Consider the following 22,143-nt stretch of genomic DNA (forward strand, 5'->3'; position numbering starts at 1 on the left):
AACAACGGAGACACCCCCCATGTTTGGCATGTCCCACGAGTCATTCCTGCTGCTAGACGCAGTGGTCACGGTGATCGGGCTTATCGTCCTGATCACCAAGTTCAAGTTGCACCCATTCCTCGCACTGATCATCGCCGCCGCCTTCCTCGGGCTGACGTCCGGCATGCCGATCGGCACTATTATCAAGGCGTTCCAGGATGGCTTCGGTGGGGTACTCGGTTTCGTCGGGATCATCCTGGCGCTGGGCACGATGCTCGGCAAAATGATGGCCGAATCAGGCGGTGCGGATCAGATTGCGCAGACGTTGATCCGCGCCTTCGGCAAGGACAAGGTGCAGTGGGCGATGATGTTCGCCGCGTTCCTGGTCGGCATTCCGCTGTTCTTCGAAATCGGCTTCGTGCTGCTGATTCCGCTGGTGTTCATCGTGGCTCGTCGCACTGGCGTGTCGATTATCAAGATCGGTATCCCGCTGCTGGCTGGTCTTTCCGCGGTACACGGCCTGGTGCCGCCGCACCCGGGGCCGCTGCTGGCCATCGGTGTGTTCGGTGCCGACATCGGTAAAACCATTCTGTACGGCCTGATCGTTGCGCTTCCAACGGCCATCATCGCTGGCCCGATCTTCGGTACGTTCATTGCCAAGCACATTCCCGGTCATCCGAACCAGGAGCTGGTGGATCAACTGTCGCGCGAAACGGATTCGGCTGAACTGCCGAGCTTTGGCATCACTCTGGTGACCGTGCTGCTGCCGGTGTTCCTGATGCTGCTCAAGACATTTGCCGACGTGGTGCTGCCCGATGGCAACATCTTCCGCACTTTCATGGATCTGATCGGTCACCCGATTTCGGCGTTGCTGCTGGCATTGCTGCTGTCGCTGTATACCTTCGGCTACAAGCAGGGCATCGGTTCCAGCCAAATGATGAAATGGCTGGATGCCAGCCTTGCGCCGACCGCCGCGATCATTCTGATCATCGGTGCCGGTGGTGGCTTCAAGCAGATGCTGGTGACCAGCGGTGTGGGTGACGTGATCGGTCACATGGCGGTGAACGCACAGATCTCGCCGATCCTGCTGGCCTGGCTGGTGGCGGCGGTGATCCGCATCGCGACCGGTTCAGCGACCGTGGCGACCATTACTGGCGCGGGCATCGTGGTGCCGGTGGTGGGGATGATTCCGGGCGTGAACCGTGAGCTGCTGGTACTGGCCACCGGTGCCGGTTCGTTGATCCTGTCCCACGTCAACGACGCCGGTTTCTGGCTGGTGAAGCAGTACTTCAACATGACCGTGGCGGAAACCTTCAAGACCTGGACCGCGATGGAAACCATCCTGTCCGTGGTGGGCCTGGGCTTCATCCTGCTGTTGTCGTTGTTCGTTTAAGCACACTGCACTGATCGTTCCCATGCTCCGCGTGGGAATGCATCCCGTGACGCTCCGCGTCACAGTGGACGCGGAGCGTCCATGGCGGCATTCCCACGCAGAGCGTGGGAACGATCAAGCAAAAAAAAACCGCAGCAATGCGGTTTTTTTGTGGGAACGATCAATGTGTCAGGCGTTGGTTTTGGTTACTAGCCCATCCGCCCGGAACATCCCGCGAATCCCGCGCACGGCCTGACGAATCCGGTCCTGGTTTTCGATCAGCGCGAAGCGCACATGATCATCCCCATACTCGCCAAATCCCACGCCCGGCGAGACACAGACCTTGGCCTCGGCCAGCAGTTTCTTGGCGAATTCCAGCGAGCCCATGTGTGCGTAAGCCTCGGGAATCTTGGCCCAGACATACATCGATGCTTTCGGGTTTTCGACCATCCAGCCCAGTTCATGCAGGCCTTTGACCAGCACGTTGCGACGCTGCCGATATTGATCGGCAATGTCTTTGACGCATTGCTGATCGCCTTCCAGCGCCGCGATGGCCGCGACCTGCAGCGGGGTGAAGGTGCCGTAATCGTGGTAGCTCTTGATCCGCGCCAGGGCGTTGACCAATTCCGGGTTGCCGACCATGAAACCGATGCGCCAGCCGGCCATGTTGTAGCTCTTGGACAGGGTGAAAAACTCCACCGCGATGTCCTTGGCGCCGGGCACTTGCATGATCGACGGGGCTTTCCAGCCGTCGTAGACGATGTCGGCGTAGGCCAGGTCGTGCACCACCAAAACATCGTACTGCTTGGCGAGGGCGATTACCCGCTCGAAGAAATCCAGCTCCACGCACTGGGCGGTGGGGTTGGACGGGAAGCCGAGGATCATCATTTTCGGTTTCGGGATCGAGCCGCGAATCGCCCGTTCCAGCTCGGCGAAGAAATCCACGCCAGGAATCAGCGGCACCGAGCGCACCTGGGCACCGGCAATCACGGCACCGTAGATGTGAATCGGGTAGCTTGGGTTCGGCACCAGCACGGTGTCGCCCTGATCGAGGGTGGCCAGCATCAAATGCGCCAGACCCTCCTTGGAACCGATGGTGACGATGGCTTCGGTTTCCGGGTCGATGTCGACTTCGTAGCGATCCTTGTACCAATTGGAGATCGCCCGGCGCAGGCGCGGAATCCCTTTGGACGTGGAATAGCCGTGAGTGTCTTCACGCTGGGCAACAGTGACGAGTTTTTCGACAATGTGCGGCGGCGTGGCGCCGTCGGGGTTGCCCATGCTCAAGTCGATGATGTCTTCGCCACGACGACGGGCGGCCATCTTCAGCTCGGCAGTGATGTTGAAAACGTAAGGGGGGAGTCGATCTATGCGCGCAAAGCGGCGCGGCGAACCTTGTTCGGCCATTGTTGCCTCGGATAACGTAAGCGCCCGGAACCGTCCGAGCGACGCTGGCCACTGCGGTGGCCTGTGCGGAATGTAAGGGCAGCTGTGGCAGACTGTCCAGCGTCTATGTAAACAATTTTTGCGAAGGAAATCGGTTGATGGAATTTACCAGCGGCTTTTTGCTGAGCCTTTCGCTGTGCCTGGACATCGGTGTGGCCAATATCGCAATGATCACGTTGGCGATGCAGCGCGGCTATTTCCAAGGCTTTGCCCTGGGGCTGGGGACGTGTGTCGGCGACCTGATTTACGCCGTGCTGGCATTGGCCGGGATGACCGTATTGCTGCAATACGAAACCGTGCGATGGGTGTTGTGGATTGGCGGATCGGCGCTGCTGCTGTATTTCGCGGCGAAGATGATTTATTCGGCGATTCACCATGAAGCGCTGTTGGCGCAAACCCCGGAGGTGGGGCATAACTCGCACCGTCGCGAGTTTTTCCGCGGGATTTTTCTTGCCATGTCATCGCCCAGTGCCATTCTCTGGTTCGCCGCGGTAGGCGGAACACTGATCGCCCGTTCCGGTGGTGGTGGCACGGTCAGCTCGGCGCTGTTTCTTGGCGGTTTCTTGTGCGCCGGGGTGCTCTGGTGTGTCGGCCTGTGCTTCGCTGCGAGCCACGGCGGCAAGTTGCTCGGTGACAAATTGCTGCGTTATTCCTACATGGCATCGGCAGCGATCTTCTGCTATTTCGCGGTCTACGTGATCCTATCGGGGTATAACGAGTTTATCGGTCCAGGCGCCATCGAACAGTTGCATGCACTGTAATTTGGCGAATCGGGTTTGGCTTCTATACTCCCAGCCGAACCCACCTTTTGTACCAGGAGTTGAGTCATGGATGAGCAAACAGGCGTCGAAACGGCCGAACCACGCTTCGAAAACGGGCACTTCATGCTCATCGCAGGGCTTGGCGGACGATTTACCCAAGAGACGGCCCCAAAGCAGATTCCCAAGCTGTGGGAAAAATTCGTCCCCCACCTTGGCAATGTGCCCGGCCAACAGGGCGAAGTGACCTACGGTGTTTGCTGTAATCCCGACGGCAAGGGTGGTTTTGAATACATCGCCGGCGTCGAGATCAGCAAGCTCGACGACCTGCCCGAGAAATACCGCTGGATCGAGATACAGCCCCAGTATTACGCGGTGTTCGAGCACAAGGGCTCGCTGGATACCCTGCCGCAAACCTTTCAGTACATCTGGAAAACCTGGCTACCGCAGTCCGGTCGCGAGGCGGCGGATGCCCCGGATTTCGAACGCTATAGCGAAGATTTCAACCCCAAGCTCAATACCGGCGTGCTGGAAATCTGGCTGCCGCTAAAAGTGTAATGAGCGGGTCAAGCGGCGGATCGTCGGTTCGCCGCTCTGATCGATATCAACACCTTATTGATTTATGATCCCCAACCTTTCCCACGCCGATTCCGAGCTGCCATGAACACCGTCATCCGCCACGTCAGCCCCGCTGACCTGGACCGTTGCTATGCCATCGAAACCGTTGCCTACGAAGGCGATGAAGCCGCTACCCGCGAGAAAATCGCCACCCGCATCGCCACCTGGCCCGAGGGCTTCATCGTTGCTGAAGTGAATGGCGTTGTCGCCGGTTTCATCAATTCCGGTGCGGCATTTCAGGTGGAGATGTCGGACGAAGCGTTCAAGGAACTGATCGGCCACGACCCGGCCGGCCCGCACGTGGTGATCATGTCGGTGGTGGTGCATCCGGACTATCAGGGGCAGGGGCTGGCGAAACGCTTGATGAGTGAGTTTATCCAGCGCATGCGTGCACTGAACAAGGCCAGTATCCACCTGATGTGCAAAGAGCGGCACATTGCGCTCTATGCCGGGTTTGGTTTTGCCTACATCAAGCCCTCGGCGTCCGACCATGGCGGGATGGCGTGGCATGAGATGGTGTTGACGCTGTAACCAGGGCCGGCCCAGATTCAGCATGGGCCGGTTTGATCATAATACTCAATCGATCCCGACAAACCCGCCGGTCTGGTGCTGCCACAACCGCGCATACAAGCCGCCATGGGCCAGCAGTTCGGCGTGGCTGCCGGTTTCGGCAATTTTGCCGTTTTCCAGCACCACCAAACGGTCCATCCGCGCGATGGTCGAGAGGCGGTGGGCGATGGCGATCACGGTTTTGCCCTGCATCAGGGTTTCGAGGCTTTCCTGAATCGCTGCTTCGACTTCCGAGTCCAGTGCCGAGGTGGCTTCGTCCATGATCAGGATCGGCGCGTCCTTGAGCAGCACCCTGGCGATGGCAATCCGCTGACGCTGGCCGCCGGAGAGCTTCACACCGCGTTCCCCGACATGAGCATCAAAACCGGTGCGGCCTTCAGAGTCCGACAGCAACGGGATGAACTCGTCGGCCCGGGCCTTGTGCACCGCTTCCCAGAGTTCGGCATCGGTGGCGTCGGGTTTGCCGTACAGCAAATTGTCGCGGATCGAACGGTGTAGCAGCGAGGTGTCCTGGGTGATCATGCCGATGCGTTCACGCAGGCTTTCCTGGCCAACTTCGGCGATGTTCTGGCCATCGATGAGAATCCGCCCACCCTGCACGTCATAGAGGCGCAGCAGCAGATTGACCAACGTCGATTTGCCGGCACCGGACGGGCCGATCAAGCCGATTTTCTCGCCGGGTTTGATCGTCAGGTTGAGGTCGCTGATGATCCCGCTTTTCTTGCCGTAGTGGAAATCGACGTGATCGAAACGCACCTCGCCACGCGCCACCTTCAAAGGCTTGGCCTGCTCGCGGTCGGTGATGCTGACTGGCTGGGAAATGGTCTGCAAACCGTCCTGAACCATGCCGATGTTTTCGAAAATGCCCGTCACCACCCACATGATCCAGCCAGACATGTTGACGATGCGGATCACCAGGCCCGTGGCCAAGGCAATTGCACCCACTGAGATCAACGACTGCGTCCACAGCCACAGCGCGAGGCCGGTGGTGCTGACGATCAGCAGGCCGTTCATGCTGGTGATGGCCACGTCCATGCTGGTCACCACACGGCCGGCCAGTTGGGCTTTTTCGGTTTGTTCCTTGATCGCTTCGCGGGCGTATTGCTGCTCGAAGTTGGTGTGGGCGAACAGCTTCAGGGTGGTGATGTTGGTGTAGCCATCGACGATCCGTCCCATGAGTTTGGAGCGCGCATCGGACGACACCACCGAGCGTTCCTTGACCCGTGGCACGAAGTAGTAAAGGGCGCCGATGAAGGCGGCGATCCAGGTCAGCAGCGGGATCATCAGGCGCCAGTCGGCTTCGGCGAACAGCACCAGTGAACTGATCGCGTAGATCAGCACGTGCCATAGCGCATCCACCGCTTGCACAGCCGAATCGCGCAACGAGTTGCCGGTCTGCATGATGCGTTGGGCGATGCGTCCGGCGAAGTCGTTCTGGAAGAAATTGAGGCTCTGTTTGAGCACATAACTGTGGTTTTGCCAGCGGATCAGGCTGGTCAGGCTGGGGCTCAAGGTCTGGTGCACCAGCAAGTCATGCAAGCCGACGAATATCGGGCGCAGGACCAACGCCACCACCGCCATCCAGGCCAGTTCGATGCCGTGTTCCTTGAAAAAATCGACGTTGGGCGTGCCTTGGGCGAGGTCGATGATGCGGCTCAGATAGCTGAACAGCGCCACTTCGATCAGCGCGCCGAACAGGCCGACGATCAGCAGGACGGCGAAACTCGGCCAGACCTGCTTCAGGTAATAGGTATAGAAGGGGAGAACCCGATCCGGCGGAGCCGCCGTCGGTGCATCGCGGAAAATGTCGATCAGTTTTTCAAAACGACGATAAAGCATCAGTTCTCCGCCCGCGCACGGGCTCTCCTTTAAACGATATGAGCGGCGCCGGCAGAACCGGCGGCCGCTCAAGACTCCCTGTCCAGCTTACTCTCAGTCGATGCGCTTGGCCGACTTGATGAACACGGGATCGGCCGGCACGTCTTTCATGCCGCCACGGGTGGTGGTTGGCGAGTTGACGATGATGTCCACCACGTCCATGCCTTTCACGACTTTACCGAACACCGCGTAGCCGTCGCCCTGATCGAGGAAGTCATTGTCTTTGACGTTGACGAAAAACTGGCTGGTGGCTGAATCAGGCACGGACGTACGAGCCATGGACAGCGTGCCACGCACGTTATGCAGGCCGTTTTTGGATTCGTTCTTGATCGGCGCCTTGGTTTCTTTTTGCTGCATTTGTTGAGTGAAACCGCCGCCCTGGACCATGAAGCCAGGAATCACACGGTGAAAAATCGTGTTGTTGTAGAAGCCGCTGTCGACGTACTCAAGGAAGTTCTTGGTACTGATCGGCGCCTTGACCGGGTCCAGTTCGATTTCGATCTGGCCGTTGGTGGTTTCCAGCAGCACGTGCGGCGCCTTGGCGGGCGTGGCGGCCATCAGGTTGGCGGCAAACAGAACGGAGCCGGCGACGAGGGCAATTTTTTTCAGCATGGGTCAGTGATCCTGAGTGGTGGTGTCGACTGCGGTGAGAAACTCGAGCAGCGTTTGGTTGAAGCGTTCGGGTTGGTCCAGCGGGGTGGCGTGGCGCGAATCGGCGATCACCACCAGCCGCGCATCGGGCAGCAGTTTTACGTAAGTTTCCTTCACCGAGACCGGTGTGTAATCGTGGTCTGCGCTAACGATGAGGGTTGGACAGGTGACTCGCGAAAGTCGTTCCTGAACCCCCCAGCCTATGAGGGCATCGAAGCTGGCGAGATAAGCATGTTTGTGGTTCTTTGCCCAGCGCACGGCAATTTTTTGCCGCAAATCGGCTTGGTCGGGTTTGGGAAACAGCATGCGCCCCAAGGCTTTGCCGATTGTTTCCATGCTCAGCAGTCGGGCCATGCTCCAGCGTTTGATTAGCCACCAGTAGTCACTGGGCTTTTGCATTTTGACTTGCGGCTGGCTATTGACGATGCACAGACTTTTGAGCAATTGCGGCTGATCCACCGCCAGTTGAAAGCCGATTATGCCACCCATGGAAAGCCCTACATAATGTGTCGGGCCGAGGTGCAAGTGTTCAATGAGAGCGATCAGGTCGGCGCTGAATCCGGCGATGCTGTAACGCTCACGGGGTTTGTCGGAGCGCCCGTGGCCGCGTACGTCCGGGACGATCACCCGGTAGCGGGCTGACAGCGCCGGGATCTGCATTTCCCAGTCCAGGGTGCTGGAGCCCAACCCGTGAACCAGCAGCAACGGCGTGCCGTGGCCATATTCCTCATAGTGCAGGTTGCAACCTTCATGTTCGAAATAGGCCATACGTACACTCCATGTCAGGCTTGTTCAGGGGCGGCGAAAGGTGCATCCAGCGGCGCGGTATCGAAGGTGCGCAGCAGTTCGATGAGAATCTGCGTGGCCGGGCCCAAGGGTTTGTCCTTGTTCGAATACAGAAAGAAGCTCGGGTTGCGGCTGCCACCCTGGTCCAACGGTAGCACTTTGAGCGTACCTTCCTTGAGTTCGCGCTCGATCATGTGCCGGGGCAGCCAGGCGAAGCCCAGGCCGCTGCTGACGAAGGTCGCGGCGGTGGCCAGGCTGCCGACGGTCCAGCGCTGCTCGGCGCCGAGCCAGCCGACGTCTCGTGGTTGCTGGCGGCCGGAGTCGCGGATCACCACTTGCATCTGGCTTTCCAGGTCCTGGAAGCTCAGTTCGCGGTTCAAGCGATGCAAGGAATGCTCGGGGTGGGCGACCGCGATGAATTCGACGTCGCTCAATTCTGCGCCCAGATACCCGGGAATACTGAACCCGGTGATGGCCAGATCGGCCACGCCTTCAAGCAACACTTCCTCGACACCCGATAACACTTCTTCGCGCAGACGCACCCGGCAACCACGGCTTTGCGGCATGAACGCAGTCAGGGCGCGAACGAGGCGGGCGCTGGGGTAGGCGGCGTCGACGACCAGCCGCACTTCCGCTTCCCAGCCTTGCTCCATGTGATGGGCCAGGTCTTCCAGTTGGCTGGCCTGTTTCACCAGTTGCCGGGAACGGCGCAGCAGCACGCCGCCGGCTTCGGTGAGCACCGCTTTGCGGCCGTCGATGCGCAATAGCGGTACACCGAGCTGGTCCTGCATGCGCGCTACGGTGTAGCTGACCGACGATTGCGAGCGGTGCAGCACTTCGGCGGCCTGGGCGAAACCGCCGTGATCGACCACGGCTTGCAATGTTCGCCATTGATCAAGGGTCACGCGGGGCGCTTTCATGTTGAGCTCCTCTTGTCCTAAGCTGGCAGTCCTTATTGGAGACTGCTGAATGAAAAAACTTTGTTGTGTGATGGCGGGTTGTGCGGCGTTGGCGATGTTGCCGCTGACTGCGTTTGCCTATCCGATCGACGTTCAAAAGCAATTGAACGGCTTGAGCATCGACTACAACGCCTTTGATACAGATGCCGACATCGCCTCCATTCAAGTGAACAACTACGGCAGCACTGATGCGATCTGCAAGGTGGTTTTCAACAATGGCCCGGAAGCGCCGCGTAATCGCACAATCGAAGTGCCCGCCGGTAAACATAAAAACGCCACTGCCAAGTTCACCCGCACCATCATCAAGATGCGTATCAACCTCACCTGCACCCCGAAATGACATCGAGCGGAGCAGCCCAGCTGGGACATGCTCCGCTTGTAAACGAATTTATCGATGCTTTATAGCAGTTATTTGCGCTTTTTCATCGATATGACTCTGTTTAACCTTCACTCCATCGACCTACAGCATTCTCAGATGGAGGCTACATCCCATGTCCCGCGTTCTGATCATCGAAAGCAGCGCCCGTCAGCAAGACTCGGTTTCCCGCCAGCTGACCCAGACCTTCATCAACCAATGGAAAGCCGCACACCCGGCCGACCAGATCACCGTCCGTGACCTTGCTACAACCCCGGTGCCGCACCTGGACATCAACTTGCTGGGCGGCTGGATGAAGCCTGCCGAACAACGCAACGAGATCGAGCAGGCCTCGCTGGAGCGCTCCAACCTGCTGACTGATGAACTGCTGGCCGCCGACGTACTGGTAATGGCTGCGCCGATGTACAACTTCGCCATTCCGAGCACCCTCAAAGCCTGGCTCGACCACGTGCTGCGTGCCGGTGTGACCTTCAAGTACACCGAAACCGGCCCGCAAGGACTGCTCAGCGGCAAGCGTGCTTATGTACTCACCGCTCGCGGCGGGATCTACGCCGGCAGCACTGCCGATCACCAGGAACCCTACCTGCGCCAGGTCATGGCCTTCATCGGCATCCACGACGTCACATTCATTCACGCCGAAGGCATGAACCTGGGCGGTGACTTCCAGGAGAAAGGCCTGAACCAGGCCAACGCCAAGCTTTCCCAGGTCGCTTGAGCCGTTAATCGCCAGATAATCGCTGGATGGTCTAGTGACCTGGCGCAACCCTTCAAGCCTGCATGCGCATCGAACCTCCCTTTGCACTTGTTGCTCCTGAGTGCTCTAGCCCGATTGAACGCATTAGCGAGATCGGGCTTTTTTTTGCCTGCGATTTAGTGAATGAGCACACAACCCCCTGTGGGAGCGAGCCTGCTCGCGATAGCGGTGTGTCAGCCAACATCAATGTTGAATGTAACGCCGTCATCGCGAGCAGGCTCGCTCCCACAGGGATTTGTGTTGCCTGACTGTTCGCGATGAAAGGGAAAACCCGCTATCGTCGCCGCCATTCGAAATGAGGCGACCATGGGCTATCTACTTTTTGTCACGCTGATCCAGGCGTTTTCCTTCAGCTTGATCGGCGAATACCTGGCCGGGCATGTCGACAGTTACTTCGCGGTGCTGGTGCGGGTGCTGCTGGCGGGGCTGGTGTTTATTCCGCTGACGCGCTGGCGCTCGGTGGAACCGGCCTTCATGCGCGGCATGTTGTTGATCGGCGCGTTGCAGTTCGGCGTGACTTACGTCTGCCTGTACCTGAGCTTCCGGGTGCTGACGGTGCCGGAGGTGTTGCTGTTCACCATCCTCACACCGTTGCACGTGACCCTGATCGAAGACGCGCTGAACCGGCGCTTCAATCCATGGGCCTTGATCGCGGCATTAGTGGCGGTACTCGGGGCGGCAGTGATTCGCTTTGACCGGATCAACCCGGATTTCTTCATGGGTTTCCTGTTGCTGCAATTGGCCAACTTCACCTACGCCGCCGGGCAGGTGCTCTACAAACATCTGGTGGCCCGCCATCCGAGTGATCTGCCGCATTACCGACGCTTCGGCTACTTCTATCTGGGCGCGTTGGCGGTGGCGTTGCCGGCGTTTCTGTTGTTCGGCAAACAGAACTTCCTGCCCGAAGCGCCGCTGCAATGGGGCGTGCTGCTGTTCCTCGGCCTGGTCTCTACCGCGCTGGGTCTGTACTGGTGGAACAAGGGCGCGTGCCTGGTGAACGGCGGAACGTTGGCGGTGATGAACAACCTGCATGTGCCGGTGGGGTTGCTGATCAACTTGTTGATCTGGAATCAGCATGAAGAGCTGGGGCGGTTGTTGTTTGGTGGGTCGGTGATTTTGATGGCGGTGTGGATTAGTCGGTTGGGCATTCGGCGCGCAACTAAGTTCGTGTAGGATCCGCCGCAGCCTGCGGAAGATGGACCGGCAAGCAGAGGTTCAGCTGGTAAGTAATGGACAACAAAACTAAGGGAATGCCTGCATGAAATCCGCGTACAAAAAAAAAGCTTTGGCTGCCTGCCTGTGGGTCGGCTTGACTGGTCTTGGTTATATGGGGCTCAAGCACCAAGACACCAGGAATACCCCTGAATCCAAATCGACTGTTGTTCAGGCTGCAAAACCGGTCGTTCAAGCCGAAGTGCCGACACCAGATGCTGCACACACTTCGTCAGTACCGGCTATCAACCTGCTCGTAGCTTCGCACCCTCTTCATACGGTAACGCGGCTCACCGTTGACACAATAGCCGACGTTGAAATCTTTAAATACCTCCGAGGGTAAGCCCAGCCTCTCTTTTGTGGGCTCTTATTCCGAGGAACGCTACAATCAGAACAATTCAAAAGATTTTAATTCAACGGAAATAGGATTAAAACTATCAATCCCTCTATTTGAAGGATTTAGGAATAGTGCCAGAGTCGCGGAGGCAAATGAGGACATACATCTGCAGGAAACGCTACTGAAACAGGCTGAATTAAACGTGACCAATGCTATATGGATAAATTACTCGGATCTTAAAACAGAAATAGATAGTATTAATATATCTAAAAGTTTGGTGCGCTCGGCTGAGGAGTCTTCTGGGGTAGCTAAAGGAAGATACAGAGCTGGAGTCGGTTCAATTATTGAACTATTGAACTATTGAACTATTGAACTATTGAACTATTGAACGCTCAGACCGCATTAGCCAATGCTAATCAGCAGTATGTGCAGTCTCTTGCTCGATGGAGAGCTGCTCGTATACGGTTAGCAGCGAGCGTTGGCGTACTGGTACGCAATGATCAGATGATATCTATGTGACCATCATTCATCTAGTTTTTTGGTGTTTTAAATGACTTGTAGTGCTAATGTGTTTTTTTTCAGAAACTTATGTCTGATACTTTTTGTTGTTTTGTCTTATTTTGTGCTGGCTGAAAAACTGCACGCGCAGGATTGGAAAGATTTAACTGTCAATGATCTTTTAGTGATGCGGAAACTGATAGTTGCTTCTCATCCAGGCGCTTTAGATAGTAATAATGAGTCTTTTGCAGACTGGGTTGAACGAGGTTATTTGGAAGCGAGTCAGCTGTCCAAGCGTGTCAACTCAAGGAAGGATTCTCAAGCCGTTCTTAATTTTTACATTGCGGGCTTCAAAGACGGACACGTTGGGCTGAATCAAAATAACCCTGGGAATTCTTCTTGGGCAGGTTTTATTTTGGACATGCAGGGGCAGAAATTCGTTGTAAAACACGTCGCTCAAAATTGGCCTATACCGTTACCGCCGATGAATTCCACTGTTGTATCGTGTGATAGCAAATCAGTCCACGAGATACTAAAGAATGAAATATCTCCTTATGTTGATCGCAGACTTAATCTGAAATCCACTTGGTTGCATTTAGCTAAGCAGTTGACTGTCGATGATGCCAACTATCCCGTGCTGGCGAGGGTCTTATCAAAAAGCTGTTTGGTTGTTCTCCCTAATGGAGCAAGACAAAACTTTACTTTATTATGGCAAGAGGATCGCGGGCAATTGGAGGCTTTTCTGCGCCAGCCTCAACCGCCCCAAACTCTCCAAAATTTGGGAGGCGGGCGATATTGGATACATGTGTCAAACTTCATGCCATCAGCAGCCGAGAATGCTTCCCTCGATAAAATGCTCGACGTCATCAAGAGTATCAATGATGCCAAGCTGGTTGTGCTTGACACACGAGGCAATCGCGGCGGTAACAGTTTAGTGGGTGCTGAAATACTTTCTGCTCTGTTAGGCTCGCCATTGGTAAAAGGCTTGGATGGGCCATCTCGTGCGTATGCGATGTGGCGAGTTTCTCCTTTTGCACTCTCAACGCTCAATAAAGCTCTAACTACCATGGAAAGCGACTATGGAAAAAATAGTGAAGCTTATAGATTTGTTTTTGGTTTAACCCAGTCAATGGAACTCGCGCTTCACGAGAAGAAAGACTGGTTGCGCCAGCCGAGCACTTCCTCGGTCGATCAAGAGGGTTCGAGAGGAGTCAATGCCCAAGGTTTTAAAGGTAAGCTTGCACTGGTGACTGACTCATTTTGCGCTAGTGCCTGTCTAGACTTTGCGGACGTCGTTCTTGCTGTTCCGGGGGTTGTCCATTTGGGGTTATCAACGAGCGCTGATACACTTTATATTGATATAGGCTCTCAAACACTGCCGAGTGGTGCCCAGTTCTGGCTACCGTTAAAGGTATGGAGAGGCCGAACACGAGGAAATAATCAAAGTTATGATCCCCAGTTTGTTTTTGATGGGGATATAAACGATACAGCGGCAGTTCAAAAGTGGGTTCTTGATAACTTATGATCGGATCGGCGCCATTCCTCAAGTGCGCCGAAACCGGTGTTTACATGACGTGTTTTTCAGGCTCGGGAATATGGCTTGCACCGAGGACCGCCGGCAGTAAGCCGGCGCGTAAATCCCCACCGCTCGGCTGCTGATAAAGGCTCAAACCAAACTCCGGCAGTACCGCCAGCAGGTAATCGAAAATATCCCCCTGAATCCGCTCGTAATCGGCCCACACGGTGGTGCGGGTGAAGCAGTAGATTTCCAGCGGAATGCCTTGAGCGGTGGTCTGCATCTGGCGAACCATGCAGGTCATGTTCGGCTGGATTTCCGTGTGACTCTTCAGGTATGCCAGCGCATAGGCGCGAAAGGTGCCGATGTTGGTCATCCGTCGACGGTTGGCCGACATCGCTGCGACGTTGCCCTGAGCTTCGTTCCAGGCCTTGAGTTCGGCCTGTTTGCGGTTGATGTAGTCGGTCAGCAGATGCACCTGGGACAGCTTCAGCTCTTCGTCATCGCGAATAAACCGCACGCCGCTGGCATCGATGAACAGGCTGCGCTTGATCCGGCGGCCACCGGACTGCTGCATGCCGCGCCAGTTCTTGAACGACTCGGACATCAGGCGCCAGGTCGGGATCGACACAATCGTCTTGTCGAAATTCTGCACCTTGACCGTGTGCAAGGTGATGTCCACCACGTCACCGTCGGCACCGACTTGTGGCATCTCGATCCAGTCGCCGACCCGCAGCATGTCGTTGCTGGTCAGTTGCACGCTGGCAACGAACGACAGCAGGGTGTCTTTGTAGACCAACAGAATCACCGCCGACATGGCGCCCAGACCCGACAGCAGCAACAGCGGCGACCGGTCGATCAGCGTGGCAACGATGATGATCGCGCCAAACACGAACAACACCATTTTCGCCAGTTGCACGTAGCCCTTGATCGAGCGGGTGCGGGCGTGTTCGGTGCGGGCATAAATGTCCAGCAGGGCATTGAGCAATGCGCTGACGGCCAGCACCAGGAACAGAATGGTGAACGACAGCGCCACATTGCCGAGGAAGTTAAGGGCAGTTTTGCTCAGGTCCGGCACCAGATGCAGACCGAACTGGATCACCAGCGAGGGCGTCATCTGCGCCAGGCGATGAAACACTTTGTTGTGGCGAAAATCGGTGATCCAGTGCAGCGACGGCTGGCGACCGAGGATTTTGGTCGCGTGAAGAATGAGGTAGCGCGCCACTCGTCCGAGCACCAGCGCCACCACCAGCAGCAACATCAGCGCGAGCGTGGAATGCAGGAGCGGGTGCTGATCGAGAGCACCCCAGAGGTCTTGGGCATTGAGCCAGAGCTGTTTGATATCCATGGGTGAAAACGGTTCTTCTGTAGGACGCGACGGGGCGATTAGAGCATTTAAGACGTTCCGGATGACGTTTTGAGGCAAAACAGGCAACAAAAAAACCACTGTTTGCAGCCGTTTGTATAAAGAAACTCGGCCTTCGCGCTCGAAACCGTTACCCTATGCAGCTGTTTTTTTGTATTTCTTCGAGGTAGCACCCGTGTTTTCCCAATTCGCCCTGCACGAACGCCTGCTCAAAGCCGTGGCCGAGCTTAAATTTGTCGAGCCAACGCCTGTGCAAGCAGCGGCTATTCCGCTGGCGCTCCAAGGGCGTGACCTGCGGGTGACGGCGCAAACCGGTAGCGGCAAAACCGCTGCATTCGTTTTGCCGATCCTCAACCGCTTGATCGGCCCGGCCAAAGTCCGCGTCAGCATCAAGACCCTGATCCTGCTGCCGACCCGCGAGCTGGCCCAGCAGACCATCAAGGAAGTCGAGCGCTTCGCTCAGTTCACCTTCATCAAGTCCGGCCTGATCACCGGCGGTGAAGACTTCAAGGTCCAGGCTGCCATGCTGCGCAAGGTGCCGGACATCCTGATCGGTACGCCGGGCCGGATGATCGAGCAACTGAACGCCGGCAACCTCGACCTCAAAGAAGTCGAAGTGCTGGTGCTCGACGAAGCCGACCGCATGCTCGACATGGGCTTTGCCGAAGACGTGCAGCGTCTGGTGGAAGAGTGCACCAACCGTCAGCAGACCATGCTGTTCTCCGCCACCACCGGCGGTTCGGGCCTGCGCGAGATGGTCGCCAAGGTTCTGAACAACCCTGAACACCTGCAGTTGAACAACGTCAGCGATCTGAATGCCACCACTCGTCAACAGATCATCACCGCCGACCACAATCAGCACAAAGAACAGATCGTGAACTGGCTGCTGGCCAACGAGACCTATCAGAAGGCCATCGTGTTCACCAACACCCGGGCCATGGCCGACCGTATTTACGGCCGTCTGGTGGCGCAAGAATACAAAGCGTTCGTGCTGCACGGTGACAAGGACCAGAAAGACCGCAAACTGGCCATCGACCGTCTGAAGCAGGGCGGTGTGAAGATCCTCGTGGCCACCGACGTAGCCGCCCGTGGCCTCGACGTGGAAGGCCTGGACCTGGTGATCAACTTCGACATGCCGCGCAGCGGCGACGAATACGTTCACCGCATCGGTCGCACCGGCCGCGCCGGCAATGATGGCCTGGCCATCTCGCTGATCTGCCATGGCGACTGGAACCTGATGTCGAGCGTCGAGCGCTACCTCAAGCAGAGCTTCGAGCGCCGCACCATCAAGGAAGTCAAAGGCACCTACGGCGGACCGAAAAAGGTCAAGGCCTCGGGCAAAGCCGTTGGCGTGAAGAAGAAAAAGGTCGACGCCAAAGGCGACAAGAAGAAAACCGGCGCCAAGGCCCCGACCAAGCGCAAGATCGCCAACCGCCCGAAGACCGACGCCCTGTCGCTGGTCAGCAAGGACGGCATGGCGCCTTTGAAACGCCGCAAGCCGGAAGCGCCAGCGGCTGAATAAAGCGCTGTAGCGTTCCCATAAAAAACCCGGACAGTGTCCGGGTTTTTTTACGTCAAAAAATCGCATCAGCTCTTACAGCTGCACGCTCAAACCCGTGCAGGAGCTGCCGAAGGCTGCGATCTTTTGATCTTGCGGTTTAACTCTTGGCTTTCATCTCCGCCGATTCCAGCTCCTTGAGACGCTGATCAATCAACTGGCACTTGTCCGGCAAATCCTTGCTGGCCGTCTCCAGGTCCATCTTCTTCAACTCGTCGTTGATCTCCTTGGCCTTGGCCGGGTTTTGCTCCGTGATCTTGGCGACCTCCTTGGCCAGTTGTTCACGCTTGGCGGTGGCTTCGTCGGGCGGGCAGGCCCAAACGGGGAGGGCGCAGGTGAGGGTGGCTGCGAGGGTGAGTTTGAGCAGGGTTTTCATAAAGTCAGGCCTCGGTTCCGGTTAAGGCGGGTTATCCGGTTGAGGGCTGAAGGGCGAAAAAAGTTCAGTGACAGAAACGGGCGACCCACAGGTCGCCCGTTTTCATTCACTCCACAGCCTGCGCCCGCAACCGTCGACCAATCACATCCATCAAATCACAACCATCACGCAACGGTATGGCCAGCAGTTTTGAAAAGTCGGAAAGCACGACCGTGTCGCAACCGATCTCGGCGCGAAAGGCGATGTTCTCCAGCACCTGGGTAACCGTGCGAATGCGGTAATCCGCCATCGCGTGCAGGACGTCGAGTGGCGCTTGGGTATCAATAAGCAGAGAAGCCGGGATCAGGTCGATTCCGGTGAGGGGCATGTATCTATCCATCGTTGAAGCCTCGTTTAGTTTGCTGAGACTGCCAGCAGTTCGTCGCCAAACGAAATGGGGTGGCAGCTGTACGCAGGTTGGCGAACCGGAAACGAGTAACCGGCAGACCCGAAGGTCTCCCGCGCACAACTGCCATAAAAACAGTTTTGCGGATGCGGAGGCGCCTGCAAATAAGCAGACAGCTCTCGCACTCGTTCGTCAGGTCGCCAAACCCGGTCGCCATGTGGACGACGGGCGGACTATAAGCTTCATCGTTCCAGCGGTGCAAGGTGCGTGATTCCGAGGTTGGCGTAGGACTTTTACGATCAACCGTGTCCAGGGCTTACCAGCCAACAGCGTTCAATCCAAACCGCAGAAATACCTGATCGAAACCAACCCGGTACTCACCGACCTCAAGCAATTCATGAGCTCGGACTACCTGCTGTCGAACCTCGGTTACGACCCGGACACCAGCGCCAAACGACTGGGCGACGGCCTCTTCGAACAACGCCTGATCCAGCAAGCGGTAGTGGCCCGCACCGGCCAACGCTTCATCGGTGGCCAGACCTCCGACGAGGGCTTGTTCAAATACCTGATGAACAACGCCGTCGTCAGCAAAACGGAACTCAACCTGTCTCTGGGCGTCAGCCTGACCTCCGAACAGGTCGCAGCGCTGACCCACGATATTGTCTGGATGGAAGAGCACGAAGTGAACGGCGAGAAGGTGCTGGTGCCGGTGCTCTATCTGGCCCAGGCCAACAACCGTTTAGCACCCAACGGCGCGTTGATTGCCGGCAACGACATCACCCTCATCGCCGGCAAGGACCTGAACAACGCCGGCACCTTGCGCGCCTCCAACAACCTGTCGGCCACCGCCGCCAACGACCTGGTCAACAGCGGCCTGGCGGAAGCCGGCAACCGCCTCGACCTGAAAGCCAGCAACAACCTCGTCAACAAGGCCGGCGGCATCATCGCCGGCCGTGACGTCACGCTCACCGCCACCCGGGGCGACGTGATCAACGAACGCACCGTCAGCAGTTACGACGACCAGAACGGCCAATGGTCCTGGTCCCAGGGCTTTGCCGACAGCGCGGCACGAATCGAAGCGGCCAACAGCCTGACCATCGGTGCCGGGCGCGATTTCAACACCATTGGCAGCGTGATCAACAGCCGGGGTGAGCTGACGATTAAAGCGGGCCGGGACGTGAACATCGTGTCGGCGCAGACGGCCAACAGCATCACCGATGGTCGGGATCATAACGATGCGTCGGTGACGCAGCTTGGCTCGCAGGTCTCTGCAGGTCGCGACCTGACCATTGACGCCGGCCGCGACCTGACCGCCATTGCCAGTCAGATCGATGCCAAAGGCGACATCGGAATGGCTGCCGCAAACAATCTGACCCTGGCCTCGGCGGCGGATGAACAGCACTCGTATGAAAAAACCGAGAGTGTCACCAAGCAAGAAGACCATGTCAGTCAGGTGTCCTCGGAGATCACTGCGGGGGGCAGCGTTGCCCTGAAGGCGGGCAAGGATTTGACGCTGATCTCAAGCAAGGTCACCGCCGGGGATGAGGCCTATCTGGTGGCCGGTGACAAGCTCGAACTGCTGGCGGCGCAAGACCGCGACTACACGCTGTATGACATGAAGAAAAAGGGCGGTTTCGGCGCCGAGAAAACCCAGCGTGATGAAGTCACCGATGTGAAAAACATCGGCAGTGCAATCACTACCGGGGGCAACCTGAGCTTGGTCAGCGGTGGGGATCAGCGGTATCAGGTGGCGAAGCTGGAGAGTGGCAAGGACATCATCCTCGACAGTGGTGGCAGCATCACTTTCGAAGCGGTGAAGGACCTGCATGACGAGAGCCACACCAAGAGCGATAGCAACGCTGCCTGGAACTCGATGAAGGGCAAAGGCAACACTGATGAAACCTTGCGTCAAAGTGAGTTGGTGGCCAACGGCGCGTTGGTGATCAAGGCGGTGAACGGCCTCAAAATCGATATCAAGCAAATCGATCAGAAGAGCGTCAGCCAGATCATCGACTCCATGGTGGCGGCTGATCCAAAACTGGTCTGGTTGAAAGAGGCCGAACAGCGAGGCGATGTTGATTGGCGTCGAGTGGAAGAAATCCACAAGAGCTTCAAATACTCGAGTTCGGGACTCGGCGTCGCCGCACAATTGGCCTTGGCAATCTTGCTGGCAGCGGTCACAGGCGGGGCAGGAGCCGGGTTAATTGGTGCTACGGCGGGTACCTTTTCAGCAGGCTTCGCCAACGCGGTATTGATCGCGGTGGAAACCACGGCAGCCAACAGCGCCATCAGTAACAAAGGTAACTTGGGTGCAGTTTTAAAAGACACCTTCAGCAGTGAAAGCCTAAAAGGCTACGTGCTCTCCGGATTATTGGGTGGAATTGGCAGCAGCAGCCTGGGTTATGACCCAAGTAAAATTGGGTTCGACCTGGACAGTCTTGGCCAAGTCGTTCTCAAGACCGGTGCTGACACCGTGGCCCAAACCGTCCTCCAGGGTGGCAGCCTGGGCGATAACTTCGTCGATAACCTGCTGGGTGCCATCGTTAATATTGGCGGCGCAATTGCGGCCAATAAAGTCGGCAACTTGAATCTGATCGACGGCAGCCCGACCAAGATCGCGGCTCACGCACTGGTCGGTGGCTTGAAGTCGATGGCCATGGGCGGTGACTTCAAGACGGGAGCATTGGCAGGGGGAGCTAACGAAGCACTGGTGCAGTACCTGGCGGACTTGGTGCTGCCCGAAGGCTACGATCCGAACATGCCGGGGGCCGACCAGGCTAAAGCCAACTTGTTAGCGATGTCGCAGCTGCTTGGCGTACTCACAGCGGTACTTTCAGACAGCGATCCCACTATTGCCGCGAACATCGCTGCCAATGCCACTCAATACAACTACCTGAATCATTCGGATCTTGAGCGGGCAGCAAATGAGTTGAAGGGCTGCGGGAGTGATTCCGCCTGTATAAACAAGGCGTACACCAACTATCACGAACTGAGCCGTCAGCAGGATATTGATGCGGTCGCACAATGTGCAGCGAATCTCGCCAACTGCGGTTCCATCTCCAAGCGCGTCGCCGAAGCTGAGAAGCAAACCCAGAATCTCAAAGACATCGCCGCCTCGGCGTCGCCCGAAGCCAAAGAGATCTTTGACCTGTTGATTACGGAGAACAACGGTTTCCAGAACATGCTCGCAGGTGTTACCGCCGGGCACACGGTCAATGCGATTGCCGATACCCTTGTTCAAGTATTCGGCATCAGCCACGAGACCGCTGTTGTTGCTATCGAGAATCTTGCGACGCTCGCGACCGGGTTGAATCCGACCATCAAGTCTGTGGGGGCGGGTGGTGGTAAGGGCCCGACCAAAGAAGGCGGTTCGGGGGCACTGGGGGAATCTAATGCCTCGGGTAGTGGGACGGGCGGTCCAAAAGAAATTGAAAATCAGATCATAGGGAAACCAAGAGTCGGAAGCGCAACTAAAATTCCTGATGGTCAGCATGGATTTAATGACATTATTGATAACTATGCTGGTGATGCTACTAAATTTGAAATACCCACCAAAGGTCCTGGTGGTGTGGTGATTAGGGTGTCTGAACTCAGTCAAATTGAAGGTAGTAATAACGGTGTCGAAGGGGTTTTCGAATGGATTGTTGATGAAGGAGATGTCACTCATCGACGTTTTATTCCGGGCGGAAAAGTCACTGGGTTGCCTAACCAAATTCCGAAGAAGTAGGAGGGGATGATGGATCCATTAAAGTGCTTGATCAGTTTAGGTTTGATGGAGTGGTCAACCATTTTGTTAGGGTTTGGTAAAGGTTGGGTGGGACGGGAAGATATTATTGAATATGCTCTCAGTCAGCTTCTGAACGGTAGTGAAAGTGAGGATGTTGCTGTTCTCGCAGGAGGGATGTGTCTAAGTGATGAAGAGTTGCTTGGGCTTGCCTCAAAACAAATAAAAATATCAGATGATGTCGCTGATATGGATAAGTGGCGTTTGGCTTTTTTACTGTGTATTGATTTGTCTGGCGATAGTGACGAACACAAGATTGATAGGCTTCAGGAGGCCTATGCGGATTTTGGTTATCCAGAAGATATGGCTTTATGTAGCATCTACTCTCAAGGTAATGCTTGTCCGCTTGTCGTTATGCGTGAAGTTGTGGAAAAGTTGAAGGCGCAATTTTTTATTGATTAGTTTGCAAAAATTGGAACAGACTGCGAGGGATCCCAACAAATCTACTCCGAGAGAAAAGGGGGCGGATTTATTTGTCTGGCTTGTCCAGAAATTAAATCTGTCCCCTTTTTGCTTGAAGTTATGTATCTAATAATCATGTCCCCTATGCGGACTAGGATGTTCTTATGTCTATAATTCGAGAGGGTATAGTCGTCACTGGTGAGTATTCTGGCTGGCGAGTGCGTATTGATGATGATCGTGGCGGAGATACTGGTGGATATTATCTCTATCTGGAAAAAATTGATGGTCAAGGATTTGATTATTGGTTTGAGCATGAAGCTGGTCTTCAAGCGCAATTGGCTGATTTTAATATTTCCTGGATAAATTAATTGTTAAAGGATAAGGAGGATAAGCGGGGGGCAGACCACGTTTTTCTTGAGCGCGGGCCGGTGCGCCTTTGATTTAAAACGTGGTCTGTCCCCTTCATCGTTCCAGCGGTGCAAGGTGCCATATTCCGAGGTTGTTGTAGGGCATTTGCCCCAGTTGCAGTCAGGCAACCGGCCGCACCTACAGAACACCGCGC

At 56.3% G+C, this 22,143-nt stretch carries 22 protein-coding genes; 14 read left to right on the forward strand and 8 right to left on the reverse strand.

What is annotated here, in order from left to right; translation table 11 throughout:
* Window positions 1-19: 19 nt before the first annotated feature.
* Entirely contained in the window at window positions 20-1,372 is a 1,353-nt protein-coding gene (locus ACQKPC_RS20035; RefSeq protein ID WP_008069109.1) for a GntP family permease, read from the forward strand.
* Between the two features lie 168 nt (window positions 1,373-1,540).
* On the opposite strand, the gene alaC is transcribed toward ACQKPC_RS20035, so the two are convergent.
* Window positions 1,541-2,758, reverse strand: coding sequence for an alanine transaminase (alaC, locus tag ACQKPC_RS20040; protein WP_123357886.1), 1,218 nt, complete (start codon window positions 2,756-2,758; stop codon window positions 1,541-1,543).
* A gap of 137 nt (window positions 2,759-2,895) precedes the next feature.
* Between alaC and ACQKPC_RS20045 the strand changes: the two genes are divergently transcribed.
* The 3 genes from ACQKPC_RS20045 to ACQKPC_RS20055 all read left to right on the forward strand — a co-directional run bounded on the left by ACQKPC_RS20045 (window position 2,896) and on the right by ACQKPC_RS20055 (window position 4,704).
* Entirely contained in the window at window positions 2,896-3,558 is a 663-nt protein-coding gene (locus ACQKPC_RS20045; protein WP_427626013.1) for a LysE family translocator, read from the forward strand.
* Window positions 3,559-3,624: 66 nt separating this feature from the next.
* The gene (locus tag ACQKPC_RS20050; protein ID WP_427626014.1) at window positions 3,625-4,113 is read left to right on the forward strand and encodes a GyrI-like domain-containing protein; all 489 of its coding nucleotides are present in this window, start codon (window positions 3,625-3,627) and stop codon (window positions 4,111-4,113) included.
* Between the two features lie 102 nt (window positions 4,114-4,215).
* Window positions 4,216-4,704: a GNAT family N-acetyltransferase gene (locus ACQKPC_RS20055; protein WP_427626015.1), complete on the forward strand. Its 489-nt coding sequence runs from the start codon at window positions 4,216-4,218 to the stop codon at window positions 4,702-4,704.
* Window positions 4,705-4,749: 45 nt separating this feature from the next.
* On the opposite strand, the gene ACQKPC_RS20060 is transcribed toward ACQKPC_RS20055, so the two are convergent.
* The 4 genes from ACQKPC_RS20060 to ACQKPC_RS20075 all read right to left on the reverse strand — a co-directional run bounded on the left by ACQKPC_RS20060 (window position 4,750) and on the right by ACQKPC_RS20075 (window position 8,978).
* On the reverse strand, window positions 4,750-6,582 hold the full coding sequence (locus ACQKPC_RS20060) for an ABC transporter ATP-binding protein (RefSeq protein WP_401174062.1): 1,833 nt from the start codon (window positions 6,580-6,582) through the stop codon (window positions 4,750-4,752).
* A gap of 93 nt (window positions 6,583-6,675) precedes the next feature.
* Entirely contained in the window at window positions 6,676-7,233 is a 558-nt protein-coding gene (locus tag ACQKPC_RS20065) for a peptidylprolyl isomerase A (RefSeq protein WP_008013582.1), read from the reverse strand.
* Window positions 7,234-7,236: 3 nt separating this feature from the next.
* Window positions 7,237-8,040, reverse strand: a complete 804-nt coding sequence (locus tag ACQKPC_RS20070) for an alpha/beta fold hydrolase (protein ID WP_218397847.1) — start codon at window positions 8,038-8,040, stop codon at window positions 7,237-7,239.
* Between the two features lie 14 nt (window positions 8,041-8,054).
* A complete protein-coding gene (locus tag ACQKPC_RS20075) occupies window positions 8,055-8,978 on the reverse strand; it encodes a LysR family transcriptional regulator (protein WP_427626016.1) in 924 nt (307 codons plus the stop codon).
* A 49-nt stretch (window positions 8,979-9,027) separates the two neighbouring features.
* Here ACQKPC_RS20075 and ACQKPC_RS20080 point away from each other — a divergent pair, with 49 nt between their 5' ends.
* From ACQKPC_RS20080 to ACQKPC_RS20105, 6 genes are all read left to right on the forward strand, one after another.
* Complete coding sequence (locus ACQKPC_RS20080) at window positions 9,028-9,357, forward strand: 3-phosphoglycerate kinase (protein WP_218397845.1); 330 nt, start codon at window positions 9,028-9,030, stop codon at window positions 9,355-9,357.
* Between the two features lie 151 nt (window positions 9,358-9,508).
* The gene (locus tag ACQKPC_RS20085; RefSeq protein WP_427626017.1) at window positions 9,509-10,108 is read left to right on the forward strand and encodes an FMN-dependent NADH-azoreductase; all 600 of its coding nucleotides are present in this window, start codon (window positions 9,509-9,511) and stop codon (window positions 10,106-10,108) included.
* Between the two features lie 345 nt (window positions 10,109-10,453).
* Window positions 10,454-11,320, forward strand: a complete 867-nt coding sequence (locus tag ACQKPC_RS20090; RefSeq protein ID WP_427626018.1) for a carboxylate/amino acid/amine transporter — start codon at window positions 10,454-10,456, stop codon at window positions 11,318-11,320.
* A gap of 85 nt (window positions 11,321-11,405) precedes the next feature.
* Complete coding sequence (locus ACQKPC_RS20095) at window positions 11,406-11,702, forward strand: hypothetical protein (RefSeq protein WP_427626019.1); 297 nt, start codon at window positions 11,406-11,408, stop codon at window positions 11,700-11,702.
* Between the two features lie 16 nt (window positions 11,703-11,718).
* Window positions 11,719-12,060, forward strand: a complete 342-nt coding sequence (locus ACQKPC_RS20100; RefSeq protein ID WP_427626044.1) for a TolC family protein — start codon at window positions 11,719-11,721, stop codon at window positions 12,058-12,060.
* Between the two features lie 186 nt (window positions 12,061-12,246).
* Window positions 12,247-13,719, forward strand: coding sequence for a S41 family peptidase (locus ACQKPC_RS20105; protein WP_427626020.1), 1,473 nt, complete (start codon window positions 12,247-12,249; stop codon window positions 13,717-13,719).
* A 40-nt stretch (window positions 13,720-13,759) separates the two neighbouring features.
* Here ACQKPC_RS20105 and ACQKPC_RS20110 read toward each other — a convergent pair whose 3' ends face one another.
* A complete protein-coding gene (locus ACQKPC_RS20110; protein ID WP_427626021.1) occupies window positions 13,760-15,058 on the reverse strand; it encodes a mechanosensitive ion channel family protein in 1,299 nt (432 codons plus the stop codon).
* Between the two features lie 193 nt (window positions 15,059-15,251).
* On the opposite strand from ACQKPC_RS20110, the gene ACQKPC_RS20115 reads away from it, so the two are divergent.
* Window positions 15,252-16,598 carry a DEAD/DEAH box helicase gene (locus ACQKPC_RS20115; protein WP_008153197.1) on the forward strand — a complete coding sequence of 449 codons (1,347 nt, stop codon included), beginning with the start codon at window positions 15,252-15,254 and terminating at the stop codon, window positions 16,596-16,598.
* Window positions 16,599-16,734: 136 nt separating this feature from the next.
* On the opposite strand, the gene ACQKPC_RS20120 is transcribed toward ACQKPC_RS20115, so the two are convergent.
* Complete coding sequence (locus tag ACQKPC_RS20120; RefSeq protein ID WP_427626022.1) at window positions 16,735-17,010, reverse strand: hypothetical protein; 276 nt, start codon at window positions 17,008-17,010, stop codon at window positions 16,735-16,737.
* Window positions 17,011-17,116: 106 nt separating this feature from the next.
* Entirely contained in the window at window positions 17,117-17,389 is a 273-nt protein-coding gene (locus ACQKPC_RS20125; RefSeq protein ID WP_427626023.1) for a hypothetical protein, read from the reverse strand.
* A 403-nt stretch (window positions 17,390-17,792) separates the two neighbouring features.
* Between ACQKPC_RS20125 and ACQKPC_RS20130 the strand changes: the two genes are divergently transcribed.
* The 3 genes from ACQKPC_RS20130 to ACQKPC_RS20140 all read left to right on the forward strand — a co-directional run bounded on the left by ACQKPC_RS20130 (window position 17,793) and on the right by ACQKPC_RS20140 (window position 21,949).
* Entirely contained in the window at window positions 17,793-21,122 is a 3,330-nt protein-coding gene (locus ACQKPC_RS20130) for a hemagglutinin repeat-containing protein (protein WP_427626024.1), read from the forward strand.
* 9 nt (window positions 21,123-21,131) lie between these two features.
* Window positions 21,132-21,581, forward strand: a complete 450-nt coding sequence (locus ACQKPC_RS20135) for a DUF2247 family protein (protein WP_008067910.1) — start codon at window positions 21,132-21,134, stop codon at window positions 21,579-21,581.
* A 164-nt stretch (window positions 21,582-21,745) separates the two neighbouring features.
* Window positions 21,746-21,949 (forward strand): hypothetical protein, encoded by a 204-nt coding sequence (locus ACQKPC_RS20140; RefSeq protein WP_427626025.1) that lies wholly within the window; start codon window positions 21,746-21,748, stop codon window positions 21,947-21,949.
* Window positions 21,950-22,143 lie beyond the last annotated feature (194 nt).

The organism is Pseudomonas sp. NPDC089918 (assembly GCF_050280605.1).
Classification (GTDB): Bacteria; Pseudomonadota; Gammaproteobacteria; order Pseudomonadales; family Pseudomonadaceae; genus Aquipseudomonas.